This window comes from Methylobacterium sp. TK26 (assembly GCF_055361565.1).
Genome location: NZ_CM143965.1, coordinates 1,622,518 through 1,640,982, shown reverse-complemented (window position 1 = coordinate 1,640,982; position 18,465 = coordinate 1,622,518). Strand labels below are relative to the sequence as shown.

Annotated in this window: 12 protein-coding genes; 6 read left to right on the top strand and 6 right to left on the bottom strand. The window is 71.6% G+C overall.

Annotated features, from left to right (window positions below; genetic code table 11):
- Positions 1–3 precede the first annotated feature (3 nt).
- On the top strand, positions 4–2,244 hold the full coding sequence (locus tag ACXJ1Y_RS07945; protein ID WP_463849530.1) for a xanthine dehydrogenase family protein molybdopterin-binding subunit: 2,241 nt from the start codon (positions 4–6) through the stop codon (positions 2,242–2,244).
- A 43-nt stretch (positions 2,245–2,287) separates the two neighbouring features.
- Positions 2,288–3,223 (top strand): dihydrodipicolinate synthase family protein, encoded by a 936-nt coding sequence (locus tag ACXJ1Y_RS07940; RefSeq protein ID WP_463849529.1) that lies wholly within the window; start codon positions 2,288–2,290, stop codon positions 3,221–3,223.
- Positions 3,224–3,229: 6 nt separating this feature from the next.
- Here ACXJ1Y_RS07940 and ACXJ1Y_RS07935 read toward each other — a convergent pair whose 3' ends face one another.
- A complete protein-coding gene (locus ACXJ1Y_RS07935) occupies positions 3,230–4,486 on the bottom strand; it encodes an efflux RND transporter periplasmic adaptor subunit (protein WP_463849528.1) in 1,257 nt (418 codons plus the stop codon).
- 143 nt (positions 4,487–4,629) lie between these two features.
- Between ACXJ1Y_RS07935 and ACXJ1Y_RS07930 the strand changes: the two genes are divergently transcribed.
- From ACXJ1Y_RS07930 to ACXJ1Y_RS07915, 4 genes are all read left to right on the top strand, one after another.
- Positions 4,630–5,856 carry an oxalate decarboxylase family bicupin gene (locus ACXJ1Y_RS07930; protein ID WP_463849527.1) on the top strand — a complete coding sequence of 409 codons (1,227 nt, stop codon included), beginning with the start codon at positions 4,630–4,632 and terminating at the stop codon, positions 5,854–5,856.
- Between the two features lie 72 nt (positions 5,857–5,928).
- Entirely contained in the window at positions 5,929–6,228 is a 300-nt protein-coding gene (locus ACXJ1Y_RS07925) for a hypothetical protein (protein WP_463849526.1), read from the top strand.
- Positions 6,229–6,324: 96 nt separating this feature from the next.
- Positions 6,325–7,593, top strand: coding sequence for a phosphoribosylamine--glycine ligase (gene purD / locus ACXJ1Y_RS07920; protein ID WP_463849525.1), 1,269 nt, complete (start codon positions 6,325–6,327; stop codon positions 7,591–7,593).
- Between the two features lie 7 nt (positions 7,594–7,600).
- Complete coding sequence (locus ACXJ1Y_RS07915; protein ID WP_463849524.1) at positions 7,601–9,088, top strand: MDR family MFS transporter; 1,488 nt, start codon at positions 7,601–7,603, stop codon at positions 9,086–9,088.
- Positions 9,089–9,092: 4 nt separating this feature from the next.
- Here ACXJ1Y_RS07915 and cysG read toward each other — a convergent pair whose 3' ends face one another.
- From cysG to ACXJ1Y_RS07890, 5 genes are all read right to left on the bottom strand, one after another.
- Entirely contained in the window at positions 9,093–10,589 is a 1,497-nt protein-coding gene (gene cysG, locus ACXJ1Y_RS07910) for a siroheme synthase CysG (protein WP_463849523.1), read from the bottom strand.
- Positions 10,590–10,749: 160 nt separating this feature from the next.
- Positions 10,750–13,410: a nitrate reductase gene (locus ACXJ1Y_RS07905; protein WP_463849522.1), complete on the bottom strand. Its 2,661-nt coding sequence runs from the start codon at positions 13,408–13,410 to the stop codon at positions 10,750–10,752.
- A gap of 217 nt (positions 13,411–13,627) precedes the next feature.
- Positions 13,628–15,232 carry a sulfite reductase subunit alpha gene (locus tag ACXJ1Y_RS07900; protein WP_463849521.1) on the bottom strand — a complete coding sequence of 535 codons (1,605 nt, stop codon included), beginning with the start codon at positions 15,230–15,232 and terminating at the stop codon, positions 13,628–13,630.
- Entirely contained in the window at positions 15,229–17,019 is a 1,791-nt protein-coding gene (locus ACXJ1Y_RS07895; RefSeq protein ID WP_463849520.1) for a NirA family protein, read from the bottom strand. The genes ACXJ1Y_RS07900 and ACXJ1Y_RS07895 overlap by 4 nt, the downstream gene beginning before the upstream one ends.
- A 10-nt stretch (positions 17,020–17,029) precedes the next feature.
- The gene (locus ACXJ1Y_RS07890) at positions 17,030–18,271 is read right to left on the bottom strand and encodes an NAD(P)/FAD-dependent oxidoreductase (protein WP_463849519.1); all 1,242 of its coding nucleotides are present in this window, start codon (positions 18,269–18,271) and stop codon (positions 17,030–17,032) included.
- Positions 18,272–18,465 lie beyond the last annotated feature (194 nt).

Below are 18,465 nucleotides of genomic sequence, written 5' to 3'. Positions count from 1 at the left end.
ATCATGACCTCGACCATCGAACCGGTCCGCCACGGATCGAGCATCGGCCAGCCCCTCACCCGCCGGGACGGCCCCCTGAAGGTGAAGGGCCAAGCGCGCTTCGCCGCCGACAACCTGCCGCCGGGCACCCTGCACGCGGCCCTCTGCGTGTCGAAGATCGCCCGCGGCCGGGTGAAGAGCCTCGACGTCGCGGCGGCCGAGGCCCATCCCGGTGTCGTCAAGGTGATGACGCCGCAGAACGCGCCGAAGCTCTCGAAGGACCCGGACCTGAAGGACGTGCCCTTCACGTTCAAGATCGACGTCCTGCAGAACGACAAGGTCCGCTACGCCAACCAGCCCATCGCCGTGGTGATCGCGGAAAGCCTCGAGGCGGCGACCGAGGGCGCGCGGCTGCTCGCCCCGACCTACGAGGAGGAGACCCCGCGCATCGGCCTCGATGCGGGCGAGGTCTTCACCCCGGATGCGGTCGGCGTCGGCGCCCCGCCGGAGCAGGTCGACGGCGACGTGGAGGCGGGTCTCGCCTCGGCCGCCCGGACCTTCACCGGCACCTACGAGACGCCCGCCCAGTACCACAACGCCATGGAGCCGCACGCGGCGGTGGCGAGCTGGGACGGCGACAAGCTCCACCTGTTCATGCCGACGCAGGGCCTCGCCATCGCGCAGGGGCGGCTCGCCGCGCTGTTCGGCATCAAGCCCACCGACATCCACATCGACAGCCCCTATCTCGGCGGCGGCTTCGGCTCGAAGGGCGTCCCGGCCGGGCCGCAGGTGCTGGCCTGCATGGCGGCGCGGCTCACCGGCAAGCCGGTGAAGCTCGTGCCGACCCGCTCGCAGATGTACGGGCCGATGGGCCATCGCGGCCCGACCCGGCAGACCCTGCGGCTCGGGGTGGACGAGGCCGGCAAACTCACGGCGCTGGACCACCACGTCCTCACCGCCTCGTCGAGTTTCGATGACTTCTTCGAGCCGGCGGGGCGGGTGACGACCACCCTCTACGCCAGCAAGGCCACCGCCATCCGCCACGAGGCGGTACGGCTCGACACCGGCACGCCGCTGTTCATGCGCGCGCCGGGGGAGGCCTCGGGCAGCGTCGCCATCGAGAGCGCGCTGGACGAACTCGCTTTCGACCTCAACATGGACCCGCTGGAGTTTCGCCTCGCCAACTACGCCGAGGTCGAGCCCTTCACCGGCAAGCCCTTCTCCTCGAAGGCTCTGCGCGAGTGCTACGCCCGGGGCGCGCAGGCCTTCGGCTGGGCCGGGCGCCCGCTGAAGCCCCGCCAGACGCGGGACAAGGACGGGTTCCTCGTCGGGACCGGCGTCGGCACCGCGACCTTCCCGGCGCTGATCTTCGAAGGCATGGCGCGGGCCGAGATCCGGGCGGACGGCTCCGGCACGGTGGAGATCGGCGCCCTCGACATGGGCCAGGGCGCCTGGACGGCGCTGGCGCAGATCGCCGCCGACGGGCTCGGCCTCGGCATGGAGGCGCTGACCTTCAACATGGGCTCGTCCGACCTGCCGAATGCCGGCATCGCGGGTGGGTCGGGCCACACCGCCACCGCCGGCAACGCGATCCACGCGGCGGCGCAGGACGTGATCGGCCAGTTGACCGAGCTGGCGGTGAACGACCAGGCCTCGCCGCTCTTCGGCGCGGGCAATGCGGGCGTGACCGCCGCGGGCGGGCGCCTCACCCGCCGGGACGATCCGAGCCGGAGCGAGACCTTCTCCGCGATCCTCAACCGGGCCGGCCGGGCGAAGGTCGAGGGCAAGGGCAAGGCGGGGGCCGACCCGGCCGCGCAGAAATCCTACGCGATGCACGCCCACGGGGCGGTCTTCGCGGAGGTGAAGGTCGATCCGGACCTGGGTCAGGTGCGGGTGAGCCGCCTCGTCGGCGCCTTCGCGGCGGGGCGGATCATCAACCCGCACCTCGTGCGCAGCCAATATTACGGCGGCATGATCTGGGGCATCTCCTTCGCCCTGCACGAGAAGGCGGAGATGGACCCGCGCACCGGCCGGTTCCTCAACGACAACCTCGCCGAGTACCATGTGCCGGTGAACGCCGACATTCCGCCGATGGAGGCGATCCTCATCCCCGAGGAGGATTCGGTGGTGAACACGCTGGGTGTGAAGGGTGTCGGCGAGATCGGCATCACCGGCACGGCGGGCGCCATTGCCAACGCGGTGTGGCACGCCACGGGCATCCGGGTGCGGGACATCCCGATCACCCTCGACAAGCTGTTGGGGTGAGCATTACTCCTCGGCCCGCCCCCACGGCGAGCCGAGGACCCGCATGCCCCTCACGAGCGACATCAGCGGCGTCGTGCCGATCGCGCCGACGCCGTTCCACCCGGACGGGCGGATCGACGAGACGTCCCTCGACCGGATGGTCGATTACTTCGAGGGCGTGGGCGTCGATGGGCTGACAATCCTCGGCCAGCTCGGCGAGGCCGGGAAGCTCGACCATGCCGAGGGCATCGCCGTCGCCCGGCGGGTGATCGGCCGGACCAAGCGGCCGGTGATCGTCGGCGTGACGGCGCCGGGCTTCGCGGCCATGCGCTCGCTTGCCCACGAAGTGATGGAGATCGGCGCCGCCGGGGTGATGGTCGCGCCGCCCAACACGCTGCGCACGGACGATCAGGTCGCCGGCTATTTCCGTAATGTGGCCGAGGCTTTGGGGCCGGACGTTCTCTTCGTGCTTCAGGATTATCCGCTGACCTTCTCGGTGGTGATGACCCCCGCGCTGATCCGCCGGATCGTCACCGAGAACCCGTCCTGCGTGATGCTCAAGCACGAGGATTGGCCGGGGCTCGAGAAGATTACCGCCCTGCGCGGCTACGAGGCGGATGGCTCGATGCGGCGCATCGCGATCCTCGTGGGCAATGGCGGCCTGTTCCTCGATTTCGAGGCGGAGCGCGGGGTCGATGGCGCCAACACCGGCTATGCCTTCCCGGAGATGCTGGTGGACGTGGTGCGCCTCGCCAAGGCGGGCAGGCGGGACGAGGCGCACGACCTGTTCGACGCGCACCTGCCCTACCTGCGCTACGAGCAGCAGCAGGGACCGCTGGGGCTGGCGGTGCGCAAATACGTGTTCATGCGCCGGGGCATCTTCGCCTCGGACGCGCAGCGCAAGCCGTCGCAGGCCCTCAGCGCGGTGGCGAAGGAGGAGGTCGAGTACCTCCTCGCGCGGCTCGCCCGCACCGACGAGCGGGCGCGGCTGCCGCGCTAGGCGGGCTCAGGTCCCGGCCTTGCGCTCCTGGCGGGGCTTGGCCGGGTCGCCGTCGCGCAGGGACGCGGGCGGGGAGACGACGACCTGCTCGCCGCCCTCCAGCCCGGCATTGAGTTCGAGGCCGCTATCGCCCTGGCGGACGATCGTCACCGGGCGCATCCGCACCACGAAGGCCTCGTGGCCCGTGGGCTCCAGCACCGCCACCCGCGTGCCGTGCTGGTCGAAGATCAGGCAATCGTTCGGCACGCTCACCACGGGGGCGGGCCTCGGGATCGAGAGCGTCACCGTGATGTAGAGGCCGGGTTGCAGGGCGTGGTCCGGGTTCGGGATGTCCACCTGCGTCACGAGGATCCGCGAGGCGTAGAGCAGCGCCGAGGACGAGCGCGAGACCGTGCCGGGGAAGACCTTGCCGGGGATCTGCGCCACCTCGATCCGGGCCGGGAGCCCGTCGCGCACGCCGTCGGCGGCGTAGAGGGGCACGTTGACCGCCATGCGCAGCACGTCGTCCCGCGCCAGGGTGGCCAGCGGCGTGCCGGTGTTGGTGTCGGCCGTCACGGCATCGCCGATATCGACGTTGCGGGTGGTGACGACCCCGTCGAAGGGCGCGCGGATCTCCTCGAAGCTGGTGAGCACCTTCAGCCGGGCGACCTGCGCCTCCTGTGCGGCGATGTTCGCCTCCGCGACCTTCACGTTGGCCTGCGCGGCGGCGAGGTTGGCGCCCTGCGTCAGCACCCCCGCCCGCGCCGTGTCGGCGTTCTGCGCCGTGGCGATGCCCGTGCCGGCCAGCGTCGTGGTGCGCTTGTTGTTGACGTCGGCGAGGTGCCGGTTCGCCTCGGCCTGATCGACCATCGCCTTGGTCTGGGCGAGGGCGGCCTGCAATTGCACCACCTGCGATTGCGCCTGCGCCAGTTGCTGGTCGAGGTCCGGGGCGCTGATGCGGAACAGGAGGTCACCCTTGCGCACCCGCGAGCCGATATCGACCCGCCGCTCGGCGATGTAGCCGGTGGCGCGGGGATAGAGGCTCGCCGTGTCGAAGGCCTGCGTCGTGCCGGTCTGGGTGAGGTCGAGGCTGTCGCCAGCCCGCTTGGCGGCGGCGACGCGCAGGGTCACGGGGCCGCGCTGCGCGGTCTCAGGCCGCACGTCCGCCCGCGAGGGCTCGGACCATGTCCGGTAGCCGACGAAGCCCGCCCCGGCGAGGGCGGCGAGGACGAGCCACGACGTGCCGCGCCATCCCTTCCCGCCGGTTGCCCCGTGGTCCGCCATCGGTCCCGCCGCTGTGAAGCCAAGAGTCCAAGATAGGGCAGGCGTGTTTCCACGCGGTGTCCGCGACGAATTTGCCCCGCGCCGAACCGGGGCGGCGGCTCGGCCGTTTCCGAGCCTCTCACAGAGAAGCCACGGATCCCCCCATGACCAACCTGTCCCGACGCGGCCTGATCGCCGCCGCGGCCGGAACCGCCCTGGCCGCAGGCCCGGCCGGTGCGCAGGCCCCCTCCCCCGCAACGCCCGTGCCGGAGCGCGGCGGCAAGGGCGCCGACATCCTCGGGCCGAAGAACGCGCCGCGCGAAGCGGAGGACCCCTACACCGTCGCCCCGCCGACCACCGACCACGGCACGATGCCGAACCTGAAATGGTCCTTCGCGGACAGCCACATGCGGCTGGAGACCGGCGGCTGGGCCCGCCAGACCACCACCCGCGAATTGCCGATCTCGAAGGCGATGGCCGGCGTGAACATGCGCCTCAAGGCCAATGCGGTGCGCGAGATGCATTGGCACAAGGAGGCCGAGTGGGCCTACATGATCAAGGGCCGGGCGCGGATCACCGCCGTCGATCAGGACGGGCGCACCTTCGCCGACGACGTGGGCGAGGGCGACCTCTGGTACTTCCCCTCCGGCATCCCCCATTCGATCCAGGGCCTCGAAGGGCCGGAGGACGGCTGCGAGTTCCTGCTCGTCTTCGACGACGGCGGCTTCTCGGAGGATTCGACCTTCCTCATCACCGACTGGCTGGCGCATACCCCGCGCGACATCCTCGCGAAGAATTTCGGATTGCCGGAGAACGCCTTCGACGGGATTCCTCAGAAAGAGCTTTATATCTTCCCCGGCCCGAAGCCGGGCCCGCTGGCGGACGACAAGCTCGGCGGCGCCGGCCCGGTGCCGAAGGCGTTCAGCCATAGGATGCTCGCGCAGGAGCCGATCCGCACCAAGGGCGGCACGGTGCGCATCACCGACTCGTCCAACTTCCCGGCCTCCACCACCATCGCGGCGGCGCTGGTCGAGATCGAGCCGGGCGGGATGCGCGAGTTGCACTGGCACCCGAACGGCGACGAGTGGCAGTACTACCTGTCCGGCAAGGGCCGCATGACGGTGTTCGGCTCCGAGTCGAAGGCGCGCACCTTCGATTATCAGGCGGGCGACGTCGGCTACGTGCCCTTCGCCATGGGCCATTACATCGAGAACACCGGCACCGAGACGCTGACCTTCCTGGAAATGTTCAAGAGCCCGCGTTACGCTGACGTCTCGCTGACCCAGTGGATGGCGCTCACCCCGCACGCCCTGGTTCAGGCGCACACGAAGATGGACAGGGCGCAGATCGATGGCCTGCCGACCCAGAAGCACCCGGTCGTGCCCGGTTGACGCGCCCCGGAACCCGGGGCGGCGCGGCGGCGTCGTCCCGGCATGAACGCCCTCTCGTCGCGGGAGACTCCCATGCGCATCCCCCTCGCCCTCGGCGCCGCCCTGCTCGGTCTCACGGCCGGGCCGGCCCTCGCCCAGGTCCAGCTCTCGAACCCCAACGCCGCCAACGAATCCTTCGCCCTGCAAAGCCAGTTCCGCACCCTGAACCAGCAGCAGACCTCGCAATTCAACGTCCTGAACATGCAGGCGCAGCGCAACGTGCAGTTCGCCCCGCCGGCCCCCTTTGCCAGCGGCTACCCCGTGGTGCGGCACGGGCACGGATCGTTCAAGGCACGGCGCGGCCTCAACACCAGCATCTGCACCGGCTGCTGAGTCCGAGGCGGTCCGGCGCGGGGCGGGACAAGTCGCGATTTTCCCTTCCCTCGCCGGCGCGATGGGTTCAGAACCGGGTGCGATGATGGCTCGCACATGAAAATCCTCCTGATCGGTTCCGGCGGCCGCGAGCACGCGCTCGCCTGGCGCCTCTCGCAGAGCCCCCTCTGCGCCCAGCTCTTCACCGCCCCCGGCAATCCCGGCACGGCCCGCCACGGCACCAACCTGCCGGACCTCAAGGTCGCCGACCATGCGGCGGTGGCCGCCTTCTGCCATGCCGAGCGGATCGGCCTTGTGGTGATCGGCCCTGAGGCGCCCCTCGTGGCGGGCCTCGTGGACGACCTGAAGGAGGCCGGCATCCGCGCCTTCGGGCCGACCCGCGACGCCGCGCGGCTCGAAGGCTCGAAGGGCTTCACCAAGGATCTCTGCGCCGAATACGGCATCCCCACCGCCGCCTTCGCGCGCTTCACCGTCCTCGACCGGGCGCTCGCCTATGTCCGCGAGCGCGGCGCGCCCATCGTGGTGAAGGCGGACGGCCTCGCCGCCGGCAAGGGCGTGACGGTGGCCGAGAGCGTCGAGCAGGCCGAGGACGCGCTGAACGCCCTCTTCGCCGAGCCCGGCGCCGAGGTGGTGGTGGAGGAATGCCTGTTCGGCGAGGAGGCGAGCTTCTTCGCCCTCTGCGACGGCACCCGCGCCATCGCCGTCGGCACCGCCCAGGATCACAAGCGCGTCTTCGACGGCGACCGCGGTCCGAACACCGGAGGCATGGGCGCCTACGCCCCGGCCACCGTGGTGACGCCCGCGATCGAGGCGCAGGTGATGGCCGAGATCATCGCCCCGACGCTCGCCGGGATGCGCGCCAAGGGCTGCCCCTTCACGGGCATCCTCTATGCCGGGCTGATGCTCACCGAGGATGGCCCGAAGCTCATCGAGTACAACACCCGCTTCGGCGATCCCGAGGCGCAGGTGCTGATGCCGCGCCTCGCCTCCGACCTCGTCCCCGCCCTGCTCTCGGCCTGCGACGGCGACCTGACCGGCGTGACGCTGGAATCCGACCCCAGCCACACCGCCCTCACGGTGGTGATGGCGGCGGCCGGCTATCCCGGCGCGGTGCTGCGCGGCTCGGTCATCCGGGGCATCGAGGCCGCCGAGGGCGAGGGCGTCCACGTCTTTCAGGCGGGCACCCGCGCCGAAGGCGACCGGATCCTCGCCGATGGCGGCCGCGTCCTGGCCGTCACGGCTCTGGGGGACAGCGTGACGGAGGCCCAGGCCCGCGCCTACGCCGCCGTCGCGCGGATCGACTGGCCGGAGGGCTTCTGCCGCCGGGACATCGGCTACCGCGCCGTCGCCAGGGAAGCTTCATAAGGATCAGATGGCGGGCCAGACGACGGGGACTAACGCGGCCGGCCGGTTGGCCCGCCACGAGATCCGGGCGATCGTCGCCGGCCTGATGGCCGCGATGCTGCTCGCCGCCCTCGACCAGACCATCGTCGCGACCGCGATGCCGACCATCGGCCTCGATCTCGGCGATGCCATGAACCTGCCCTGGATCGTCACCGCCTACCTCCTCGCCTCGACGGCGGTGACGCCCCTCTACGGCAAGCTCAGCGACATCCACGGGCGGCGGGTGATGCTGCTCATCGCCATCGTGGTGTTCAGCCTCGGCTCGCTGGCCTGCGCCCTCGCCCCGACGATGATCGCCCTGGCGCTGGCACGCGCCCTCCAGGGGATCGGCGGCGGCGGGCTCATCGCCCTGTCGCAGACGATCCTCGCCGACATCATGACCCCGCGCGAGCGGGCCGGCTATCAGGTCTACATCGCGGGCGTCTTCGCCACCGCCTCGGTGGCCGGGCCGCTCCTCGGCGGCGTGCTCGCGCAGCATTTCCACTGGTCGCTGATCTTCTGGATCAACCTGCCCATCGGCTTCCTCGCCTTCTGGCTCACCAACGACAAGCTCAAGCTGCTGCCGCGCAACGAGCGCAGCCACCGGCTCGATTATCCCGGCGCGGTGCTCCTCGTTCTGGGCTCCACCGCCCTCCTCCTCGCCCTCAGCCGGGGCGGCGTCCACGAGCCGTGGACCTCGCCCCTCGTGCTCGGCCTGCTCGCGGCCTCCTTCGTCTTCAGCGGGGGGTTCGTCTACCGCCTCGCGACGGCGGCCGAGCCGCTGATCCCGGCGGCGGTGCTCGCCGACCGGGTCGTCGCCTGCGCGACGCTGGCCGCCTGCTTCGCCATGGGCACCTTCATCGGGCTGACGATCTACGTGCCGATCTTCCTCGAAGGCGTGGTCGGCCTCAGCGCCAGCCAGTCGGGCTTGGCCCTGGTACCGCTCATGGTCGGCACGGTGACGGGCGCGACCCTGTCGGGCCGGTCCATGCTGTATTTCCGGCACTACAAGCGCGTGCCCCTGGTGATGATGGGCGTCAGCTTCGCGGCCTGCCTGACCCTGGCGCTCTACGGCGCCGGCCTGCCGTTCTGGCTGATGGAGGTGGCCCTGGCCTTCCTCTCGATCGGTCTCGGGACGATCCTGCCGCTCTCGACCATCACCATCCAGAACGCGGTGGCGCCGCACCAGCTCGGCATCGCGACGGCGGCCATGAACTTCTTCCGGTCGCTGGGCGGCGCGCTGATCGTGGCTGTGTTCGGCACCATCGTGCTCGGCGCGGCGGCGGGGGGCGCGACCAGCGACGTGGAAAGCCTGCTGCGCGGCGCCGACCCGGCGCTGCTGGCGGCCACGTTCCGCCACGTCTTCCAGGCGGCCTGCCTGTGCCTGATCCTCGCCTTCGTCTTCCTCGCGCTGCTGGAGGAACGCCCCCTCGGGGAGCGGCCCTCACGGACGGCGCGGGAGGCGGCGGCCGAGTAGGCGGCTAGCTCGCGACCCGCTCCACCTCGGCCACCCGGCCCTCCTCCGCCTCGGCGAGCGCCCGCCCGACCATGAGCAGGGCGGGGCCTTCGAGACCGGCCGCCTCGACCTTGTCCGCGAGGTCGGCGGCGGTGCCGCGCACCACCGCCTGGTTCGGCCGCGTGGCGTTGAAGACGAGGAGCGCGGGCGTCTCGGGGGCGAGCCCTTCCTCCACCGCGCGTGCGAGCAGGGCGCCGAGCGTGCGCTTGGGCATGTAGACCACGGTGGTGACGCTGGAATCGCCGAGCGCCGACCAGTTCAGATCCTCCGGCAGGCCGCCCTTGCGGTCGTGGCCGGTGACGTATTGCAGCCGCCGCGCCGCGTCGCGATGGGTGAGGGACAGGCCGAGGGAGGCGGCAGCCCCCTGCGCCGCCGAGACGCCGGGCACCACCGTGACCGGGATGCCGGCCTGCCGGCAGGCCTCGATCTCCTCCCCCGCCCGACCGAAGACCAGCGGATCGCCCGACTTCAGCCGCACCACCTGCTTGCCCGACTTCGCGAGCTGGACCATCAGCGCGTTGATGTCGTCCTGCCGGCAGGACGGGCCGTGCCCGGTCTTGCCGACGAGCATGGTCCGCGCCTCGCGCCGCGCGTAATCGAGGATCGCCGGGGCCACGAGGTCGTCGTAGAGGATCACGTCGGCGTTGCGCAGGGCCCGCAGCGCCTTCAGCGTCAGGAGTTCGGCATCGCCCGGCCCGGCGCCGACGAGGGTGACGGCCCCGCCCTTCGGCGCCGCCTCGGTCTCCCCGAGGAGTTCGGCGAGGTCGTCGGCCTCCGGCGTGCGGTCGGGCTCGGCGAAGGCGCGCTCGGTGAAGCGCTCCCAGAAGAAGCGCCGGTCGGCGAAGCCGGGGAAGCGGCCCGTGACCTGCTCCCGCCAATCCCGCGCGGCGGCCATCCAGCGACTGAACCCGCGGGGCAGCATCGCCTCGATCCGGGCGCGGACGGTCTGCCCGAAGACCGGGGCGGCGCCCTCCGTCGAGATGCCCACCACCAGCGGCGAGCGGTTGACGATGGCGCCGAACTTCACGTCGCAGAGATGCGGCCGGTCCACGGCGTTGACGATCGCGCCCGTGGCGCGGGCGGCGGCGACGAAGGCCACCGCGTCCACCTCATCCTCCATGGCGCCGACGCAGAAGGCCGCGCCCCAGAGGTCATCGGCGGTCCAAGGGCGCTCGTGCAGGGTGACGGTGCCGTCCACGATCTCGCCGGGCACGCCGCGCAACTCGTCCGAGGGCTCGGGGGCGTAGACGTCGACATGGGCGCCGGCGGCGGCCAGCACCTTCACCTTCCAAGGCGCTCCGCCGGAGGAGCCCGCCAGCACCACGCGCTTGCCGCGCAGCGGCACGAAGACCGGCAGCACCGCCAGCGGTTCGAGCCCGGCGGACCGGGTCTCGCGGGGGGCACGGGTGGGGCGGGGGGTGGAGGAATCGCTCACTGGTCTTTGTCCGGATCCTCGTCCCATCCGCCTCCTCATCCTGAGGTGCTGCGCAGCAGCCTCGAAGGAGGGCTCCAGGGATCGCGGCGGATGCTGGAGGTCTCCTTCGAGGCCCGCCGACGCGGGCACCTCAGGATGAGGTTCGGAGGGGGACGAGCGTGTCTTTCAAAACGAAGTCTAGCACCAATCACGCCGCTTTTGGGGTCTCGACGGTCAGCAGCTTGCGGATCTCTGGGATGCACGAGCCGCAATTCGTCCCGGCCTTGCAGGCGGCGCCCACCGCCTCCACGCTGCCCGCCCCGGCGCGGATCGTGGCGGCGATGACGTCGAGGCCGACGCCGTGGCAGGCGCAGACCACCGGGCCCGCGCCTTCCGTGGCCGCCCTGCCCGAGAGCAGCGCCCGGCGCTCGGCCCCCTCCGGCTCCGTGCCGGCGAAGAGGGCCTTGGCCGCCTCCCAATCGGGCCGCGTCTCGTAGGGCCCCACCGCGATGCTCGCGACGAGCCGCGCCCCGTCATAGACGGCGCAGCGGTAGCGCCCGCGCGCGTGGTCGGCGTATTCGGCCACCTGGTAGCCGGCCCCCTGGACCAGCCCGCGCAGGGCGAGCGCCACCTCGCGGGAACCGTCCTGCGTGGCGAATTGCACGCCCCAGCCGCCGGGGATCGCGGCCTTCGCCCACCACCAGCCCTCGGGCATCGGCACCGCCCCGCGCGAGAGCACGAAGCCCCGCGCCCGGTAGGAAAGGGCCGCGATGGCGGCGGGCGTCGCCTTCAGTTCCGGCTGGCCGGAGACCGGGTCCGGCACGCCGCGCACCAGCGCCCCGACCCGCGCCGCCGAGGCGTAGGCGGCGTTCCAGTGCATCGGCATGAACAGCTGGCCCGGCGAAACCGCATCCGTGACCGTCACCTCCAGTTCGGCATGGCCGTGCGCGGTGGCGACGCGGGCGATGCCGCCCTCCGTCAGCCCGAACCTCTCGGCGTCGTGCGGGTGAACCTCCACGAAGGGCACCGCCCGGTGGGCCGACAGGCGCTGGCTTTTCCCCGTCCGGGTCATGGTGTGCCAGTGGTCGCGCACCCGTCCGGTGTTGAGCACGAAGGGGTGCTCACCGCCCGCCGCCTCGGCGAGGCCGGGGGGCTGCACCGCCACGAAGCGGGCGCGGCGGTCGAAGGTGTAGAACCGCCCGTCCGCGAAGAAGCGCGGCTTGCCGTGCCGCCCGCCCTTCCGGGGCAGGGGCCATTGCACCGGGGGCGCCGTGGCGTAGGCCGGGTCCGCGATGTCGGTGAGCGCGCCGATGTCGAAATCGCGGGTGCCGTTGTTCTCGAAGGCCGAGAGGCCGGCATGCTCGCGGAACACGGCGGCGGCGCTCTCGAAGGCGAAGGCGCGTCCATGCCCGAGCCGCCGCCCGACCTCGGCCAGCACCGCCCAATCGGGCCGCGCCTCGCCGGGGCTCGGCAGGAAGCGGCGCTGGCGCGAGATCCGCCGCTCGGAATTCGTGACGGTGCCGTCCTTCTCGCCCCAGCCCTGCGCCGGCAGCAGCACCGTGGTGCGGGCCCTGGCCTTGGCCGTGTCCGCGTCGGCCATGATGTCGGAGACGATCAGGAGGTCGAGGCCTTCCATCGCCGCGCGGACATGGTTCGCCCGGGGCATCGACACGAACGGGTTCGTGCCCATCACCCAGAGGGCCTTGATCTTGCCGCTGCGCACCGCCTCGAACAGGGCGACCGCCTTCATGCCCTCGCCGGTGACGATGCGCGGCGCCGCCCAGTAGCGCCGCACCCGATCGACCTCCTCGGGCGCGAAATGCATGTGCGCGGCGAGCATGTTCGACAGGCCGCCGACCTCGCGCCCGCCCATGGCGTTGGGCTGGCCGGTGAGGGAGAACGGCCCCTGCCCCACCCCGCCGATCCGGCCGGTGACGAGGTGGCAATTGATGATGGCGTTGCCCTTGTCGGTGCCCTGCACCGACTGGTTCACGCCCATGGAGAAGGCGGTGACGACCCGCCGCGTCCGGGCGAAGAGATCGTAGAAGGCGGTGATGTCGGCGGGGGCGAGGCCCGTCGCGGCGGCGACCGCATTGAGGTCGGGGGCGATCTGGCGGGCGCGGTCGAGGGCGGTGTCGAGACCCGCCGTGTGCTCGTCCACGAAGGCGCGGTCGCTGAAGCCGTTGTCGGCGAGGTGGACGAGGAGGCCGGAGAACAGCGCCACGTCGCTGCCCGGCGTCAGCCCGAGGAACAGGTCGGATTCCTGCGCCGTCTGGGTGCGGCGGGGGTCGATCACCACGAACTTCGTGCCCCGCCGCGCCTTGGCCTCGGCCATGCGGCGGAACAGGACAGGGTGGCACCACGCGGTGTTCGAGCCCACCAGCACGATGAGGTCGGCCTCGTCGAGGTCTTCGTAGCAGCCGGGCACCGTGTCCGAGCCGAAGGCCCGGCGGTGGGCCGCCACCGCGCTCGACATGCACAGGCGGGAATTGGTCTCGACATGCGGCGTGCCGACGAAGCCCTTCGCGAGCTTGTTGGCGACGTAGTAATCCTCGGTGAGCAATTGGCCGGAGAGGTAGAACGCGATCGCCTCCGGCCCGTGGGCCTCGGCGATCCGTGCCATCTCCGAGGCGACGGTGCCGAGCGCCGCGTCCCAGGAGACCCGCGCCCCGTTGAGATGCGGGTGGAGCAGCCGGTTCTCCAGCGACAGCGTCTCGCCCAAGGCCGAGCCCTTGGAGCAGAGCCGGCCGAGATTGGCCGGATGCTCCGGGTCGCCCGCGATGGCCGCGCCCCCCTGCCCGTCCGGCGTCGCCAGGACGCCGCAGCCGACGCCGCAATACGGGCAGGTGGTGCGGACCTCAGCGGTCATGGCGGGTTCCTCGGGTGTCGGTCTCGTCGGTGAGGCAAGAGGCGGGCCGGGCCCAGTCGCTTCCCGGCCTTCCCCCCATCCTCCCCCTCATCCTGAGGCGCCCGCGTCAGCGGGCCTCGAAGGAGGGCTCCAAGGATCGCGGAGACGTCTGGAGCCCTCCTTCGAGGCGGCGTTGCCGCACCTCAGGATGAGGGGGAAGGATGGGAAGGGCGGCTACTCAGTACACGTCCGCCTGATACCGTCCGGCCTTCCTGAGGGCGGCGAGGTAGGCGACCGCGTCCTCGGGGCTCTTCTGGCCATGGGTGGCGGCGACGTCGATGATCGCCCGCTCGACGTCCTTGGCCATGCGCTTGGCATCGCCGCAGACGTAGAAATGTGCCCCGCCTTCGAGCCACTTCCACAGGTCGGCGCCGTTCTCGCGCATCCGGTCCTGGACGTAGGTCTTCTCCGATCCGTCGCGGGACCACGCGAGCGACAGGCGGGTGAGCACCTTGTCGTCCTTCAGCTTGGTCAGCTCGTCCTTGTAGAAGAAGTCGCTCGCCTGCCGCTGGTGGCCGTAGAACAGCCAGTTCCGGCCGGGCGCCTGCGTCGCCGCACGCTCGCGCAGGAAGGCCCGGAACGGCGCGACGCCCGTGCCGGGGCCGCACATGATCACGTCCTTCGACGGGTCCTCCGGCAGGCCGAACCCGTGGGCCTTCTGCAGGTAGACCTTCACCCGCGTCTGCTCGGGCAGGCGCTCGCCGAGATGGGTCGAGGCCACGCCCAGCCGCAGCCGGGAGCGGTGGTTGTAGCGCACGGCATCGACGGTCAGCGACACCCGGCCGACATCCATCTTCGGCGAGGACGAGATCGAGTAGAGCCGGGGCTGCAACTCGTCCAGCGCCTCGAGGAAGACCTCCGCGTCGGGCCGCGCCCCCCGGAACTTGTGCAGGGCGCCGAGCACGTCGAGATAGGCGGCGTCGCCGTCCGGGTCCTCGCCGGAGGCGAGCGCCTGCGCCTTCTTGCGCGCCTCGCCGGAGGTGAGGAGCGAGAGCAACTGGTAGAGGTTGTCCGGCGCGGCGCCCAGCGCATAGTTGATGAGCAGGTGGTCCCGCAGGGTCCGCTCGCCGATCATCCGCTCCGGCCGGGCGCCGAGTTCGGCGATCACCGCATCGACCAGCGCCGGGGCGTTGGCCGGGAACAGCCCGAGGGAATCGCCGACCTCATACTGGATCGGCGTGCCGTCGAGGCCGATCTCGATGTGCCACGTCTCCTTCTCGCCCCCCGGATCGTTGAGGCGGCGGCGGGACAGGAACAGGGCCTCGACCGGGTTCTCGCGGCAAAGGCCGAGGGGACCGATCTCCGGCGCCTTCGCCTCGGCGGCGGGCGCGGCGGCGGAAGCCGGAGCGGAGCCGCCGGCCGCGCCGAACTCCTCGTCCAGCTTCTTGAGCATCCGCAACGTCTCCTTGCCGCCGGGCTGGCAGAGGTTCAGTCGCGCCTCGTTCTTCAGGAAGATCGCGTTGGCGTAGTCCGCGCAGTTGTAGCCGCACTGGCCGCAATCCTGCTGCGCCATCGCCGCCATCAGCTTCTGGGGCTCGGGCCGCTCCTTGGCGAGGCTCATGCGGTCGGGCAGCGGCATCGACGGGTCGTGCCAGGGCGCGTCGTCGTTGTCGGCGAGCTTCGGGCCGGAGGCCGGTGCCTCGCCCGGCGCCAGCGCCGTGGCGCCCTCGACGGCCGGGCCGAGCAGGGCGGCGAAATAGCCGGACAGCCACGCCCGCTGGTCGGGGTCGAACGGGGCGGTCTCGGGGATCAGGACGAGTGGGGGCGAGACATGCTGGGTCATGCGGCTTCCCTCAGGGCGGGAACGGATTCGGCGGCGTCGCGCAGGGCCTCCGGTCCGGTGCGGGCGGTGAATTGCTGGAAGGTCTCGTCCGGGCCCTGGCGGCCGTCGAGATAGGTGCGCAGCAGCGCCTCGACGCGCAGCGGCGCCTCCTCGGCCTTCACCGCCTTCCAGATCTCGGTGCCGATCTTCGGGGTCTCCGCGAAGCCGCCGCCGACCACGATGTCGTAGCCCTCGACGGTGTCGCCCTCCTCCGAGACGACGACCTTGGCGCCGATCAGGCCGATATCGCCGATGTAGTGCTGGGCGCAGCTATGGTGGCAGCCGGTGAGGTGGACGTTCACCGGCACGTCCAATTCCTTCACCGTGCGCTCGACATGCTCGGCGATGAGCATGGCGTGGCCCTTGGTGTCGGAGGCGGCGAACTTGCAGCCCCGCGCCCCCGTGCAGGCCACGAGACCCGCCCGGATGCCCTCGGCCTTGATCGACAGGCCGAGCGCCGCGACGCGCTCCTCCACCTCGGCGAGCTTCGCATCCGGCACGCCGGAAATGACGAAGTTCTGCCAGACGGTGAGGCGGATCTGCCCATCGCCGCACTCCTGCGCGATCTTGGCGAGCGCCCGCACCTCGTCGCTCAGCATCTTGCCGACCGGGAGCACGACGCCGACCCAGTTCAGGCCCTCCTGGCGCTGCCTGTGCACGCCGACATGCGCGTAGCGGTTCGTCGGCTTGCGGGGGGCGATGTGGGCGGGATCGACCCGTTCCAGCTTGCGGCCGAGCTTCTCCTCGACGGCGGCGAGGTACTTGTCGAAGCCCCAGGCGTCGAGGACGTACTTCATCCGCGCCTTGTTGCGGTTGGTCCGGTCGCCGTTCTCGATGAACACGCGGATGATCGCGTCGGCGACCAGATTGCACTCCTCCGGGCGCAGCACCACGCCGGTATCGCGGGCGAGGTCCCTGTGGCCGGAGATGCCGCCCAGCACGAGGCGCATCCAGATGCCCGGCGCGACCGAGGCGCCCTCCAGCACCTCGACGGCCTGGAAGCCGACATCGTTCGTCTCCTCCAGCACCGCCATGACGCCGCCGCCGTCGAAGGCGACGTTGAACTTGCGCGGCAGGCCGTAGAGCGAGCGGTCGTTGACGATCCAGTTGTTCCAGGACTTGGCCAGCGGCCGCGTGTCCAGGATCTCCTGCGCGTCGATGCCGGCGGTGGGGGAGCCGGTGACGTTGCGGATGTTGTCCGCCCCCGCCCCTTGCGCGCCGAGGCCGATATCGGCGAGCCCGTCGAGGAAGGGCTGGGCGTGCTCCGGCGCGATCTCGCGGACCTGGAGGTTGGCGCGGGTGGTGACGTGGACGTAGCCGCCGCCATGGGCGTCGGCGAGATCGGCGACGCCCGCGAACTGCCAATGGTGCAGCACCCCGTTGGGGATGCGCAGGCGGCACATGTAGCTCATCTGGTTCGGCGCGACCCAGAACATCCCGTGGTAGCGCCAGCGGAAATTGTCCTCCGGCTTCGGGGCCTTGCCGGTGGCGGCCTCGGCCTTCAGCCGGTTGTGGCCGTCGAAGGGGCTCTCGGCCCGCTTCCACTTCTCCTGCTCGCAGAGCTTGCCGCCGGCCTTCACCGTGGCGTCCTGCGCCTTGAGATGGATCGCGTCCGGGCCGGTGGGCTCGGGCGCCGGGGCGGCGGCCCCCTGTCCGCCCGCGAGGCCGCCGGTCATCCGCGCCGCGCCGATGCCAGCCGCGAACCCTTCGAGGTAGCGCCGCTGCTCGGCGTTGAATTCGTCCGCCATGCCGGTCTCCTTACGCCGCGAGGGATTGGGGCGCCGGGCGCCCGAACATGAGATCGTCCACGTCACCGACCGGCTCGCCGGAGCGGATCAGCGCCTTGCAGGAGGCCTGCTCGGCGATGTCGCCGACGAAGACCGCGCCGACGAGGCGCCCGTCCCGCAGCAGCAGCTTGCGGTAGAGCCCGGCGCCGGGATCGAAGAGGGTGACGGCCTCGGCGTCGGCCGGGGTGTCCACGAGCCCGGCCGAGAAGACCGGGAGCCCCGAGATCTTCAGACTGGTGGCGAGGTGCGTGCCCTCGTAGGCGGCAGGTTGCCCGGAGAGGTGGCGGGCCAGCGTGTCGGCCTGCTCGTAGGACGGCTCCACGAGGCCGTAGACGAGGCCCCGGTGCTCGGCGCACTCGCCCAGCGCGAAGATGCGTGGGTCGGAGGTCGCCATCCGGTCATCGACGAGGATGCCGCGATTGGTGGCAAGGCCCGCCGCCTGCGCCAGCGCCAGGGACGGGCGCACGCCGACCGACATCACCACGAGGTCGGCCGGCAGCACGGTGCCGTCCGCGAGCCGCAGGCGCTCGACCCTGCCGTCGCCCTCGACGGCGGCGGTGTCGGCGCCGAGGATCACGCGGACGCCGCGCTCCTCCATGGCCCGGCGGACGAGGCCGGCGGCCTCGTGGTCGAGCTGGCGCTCCATCAGCCGGTCCATGACGTGGAGCAGGGTCGTGTCGATGCCGCGCTTGGCGAGGCCGGCGGCGGCTTCGAGGCCCAGCAGCCCGCCGCCGATCACGATGGCCCTGGCATGCTCCACGGCGGCCTTGCGGATCGCCGCCACGTCGGAAAGATCGCGGAAGGTGATGACACCCGGCAGGTCCATGCCGGGCTTCGGCAGGCGGATCGGCAGGGAGCCGACCGCGAGCACCAGCGTGTCGAAGGGCAGGACATGGGCGTCTCCGACGATCGCCCGGCCGTTCTCCCGGTCGATGGCGGTGACGGGGGCGCCGGTGATGAGGCGGATGCCGTGGCTCTCGTACCAGTCGAGGCCGCGGAAGGCGGTGGCGGCCTCGTCGATCTCGCCGCCAAGCAGCGAGGAGAGGAGCACGCGGTTATAGGCGGCCTGGGGCTCGGCGCCCACACAGGCCACGTCGTAGAGACCGGGGCAGCCCTCGGTCAGGCGCTCCAGGAAGCGGAGCGAGGCCATGCCGTTGCCGACGACGACGAGGCGCTTGCGCCCCTGTCCGTCGTTCGCCCGCGAACCCGGCATCGCGGAGTCCCTATGGTCAATCGACATCGTTCGGTCGCGTCTCGAACCTCGAATCCAGGGATCGTCGGCGGACCGCCCACGAAAAAGCCGCTGCCGGGTCATGGCCCAGGGCAGCCGGTCGGGAGCCCCAGGAGAACCGGATCAGCGGCCTCGCTGACGGCGCTGCCCGTCGCCGTTGACGGACGCGAGGTGAG